Raw genomic sequence first — 1,850 nt, 5'->3', positions numbered from 1 at the left:
AAAAGATATAAACAAAATTATAGCTTAGTAGATCTTAAAAGATATTTAATAGATGTAACAAAAGAAGGTTACAAAGGAAGTTATGTAGATGGTTTTGTGTTTGCATACAAAAGTAATCTTTCGAAGTTAGAAAAGGAATTAAAACATTAATATATGGGGGAATTAATTATGAATAATCAAGTAGCAAATATATATGAAAACAATAATATGCAAGTTCAAAATAAAGAACTTAGCGCAACAAAAGAAATGGTTACGACAAGACAAGCACAAGAGGTTCAAGCAGCTATGATAATGGCTAAGAGATTTCCAAGAGACGAGGTAGAAGCGTTTAATCGAATACTAAAGTCATGCCAAAGGAGAAGTCTAGCAGAACAAAGCATGTACGAATACCCGAGAGGTGGGCAAAAAGTAACTGGTCCGAGTATAAGACTCGCTGAAGCATTAGCTCAAAACTGGGGGAATTTAAACTACGGAATTATTGAATTAGAACAAAAAGATGGAGAAAGCCAAGTGATGGCTTATGCTTGGGATTTGGAAACTAATACAAGACATGACAAGGTATTTAGTGTTCCTCACATTAGAACTACAAAACATGGCAACAAAACACTAACAGATCCAAGAGATATATACGAAATGGTAGCTAATCAAGGGACGAGAAGGCTTAGAGCTTGCATATTAGGTGTTATACCAGGAGACGTAATAGACAGTGCAGTAGAACAGTGCCAATTAACTTTAAAAGGTGCAAATCCAGAACCTTTAATTGATAGAGTAAGAAAAATGGTTAAGACTTTCGAAGACAAGTTCAGCGTAACAAAGGAAATGCTAGAAGAATATATCGGATGTAATTCTGATGCATTTAGCGAGAATGATTTTATAATACTTAGAAATATTTATGCTAGTTTAAAAGATGGCATGTCAAAACGAGAAGATTGGTTCAAAATTAAGTCTGCTGAAAAGTCTGTATTTGAGTTAGATAATAATGAAAAAACAAAAGAAGATGGGGATATCAAAGGACAAACTAATATGTTTGGAGGGGATGAAGTTGTTACAGATAAATAAGGAAAATTACTTTAGTAATGAAGCAGATAGGGAATATTTCTCTGTCTCCCAATTTAAGAGTTTCATGAGTTGTGAAGCTAAGACAGTAGCTAAACTTAACGAAGAGTGGGTAGACGGAGACGACGACGCTTTTATATTAGGATCTTATGTGCATGCTTGGAGTGAAGGATCAAACTTAGATGAATTTAAGGCTAAACACCCTCAAATGTTTAAGAAGGACGGAACTCTCTTAGCAAAATATTCGATAGGCGACAAGATGATAGAAACGCTAAAGAATGATCCTCTAATTTCAAAAGTAAGAGAGGGAGAAAAAGAAGTTATATTAACTGTTGAAATGTTTGGGGTTATGTGGAAAGCAATGATTGATATATATAATCCTGATAAAAGATATTTTGCAGATTTAAAAACAACTAGAGATATAAAACTAAGAATGTGGAACGAAGATAAAAAACAGAAAGAGAACTTTATCGTAGTGTATGACTATGTTTTACAAATGGCAGTATATGCAGAACTTGAAAGGATCAATAGTGGCAGAGCGGAGCATTTACAGCCACATATTATAGCTGTATCAAAAGAAAATATTCCAGATAAGGCAGTTATTTTAATAGAAAAAGAGTACATACAAGAAAAGTTAAACGAAGTAGAATTCTTACTTCCGAGGTTTATAGATGTTAAGAGTGGTAAAAGAGAGCCTCATAGATGTGAGTGTTGCGATTACTGCAAAAGTACAAAGGTATTAAATAAGGTTATTAGTTTTACAGAGATATAAAAGAGGGTGATAAGCCTTGAAT

The 1,850-nt window shown here is 33.5% G+C and carries 2 protein-coding genes; both read left to right on the top strand.

The window, feature by feature from the left end; translation table 11 throughout:
• The first annotated feature begins 168 nt into the window (after positions 1–168).
• On the top strand, positions 169–1,059 hold the full coding sequence (locus tag KQI18_RS13940; protein ID WP_216468509.1) for a hypothetical protein: 891 nt from the start codon (positions 169–171) through the stop codon (positions 1,057–1,059).
• Positions 1,043–1,828 (top strand): PD-(D/E)XK nuclease-like domain-containing protein, encoded by a 786-nt coding sequence (locus KQI18_RS13935; protein ID WP_330654434.1) that lies wholly within the window; start codon positions 1,043–1,045, stop codon positions 1,826–1,828. Before KQI18_RS13940 ends, KQI18_RS13935 begins: the two co-directional genes overlap by 17 nt.
• The last annotated feature ends 22 nt before the right edge of the window (positions 1,829–1,850 follow it).

The organism is Metaclostridioides mangenotii, from assembly GCF_018917235.1.
Taxonomy (GTDB): Bacteria; Bacillota; Clostridia; order Peptostreptococcales; family Peptostreptococcaceae; genus Metaclostridioides.
Note: the sequence above shows the minus strand (reverse complement) of the source record. Positions and strands in the feature narration are given on the sequence as shown.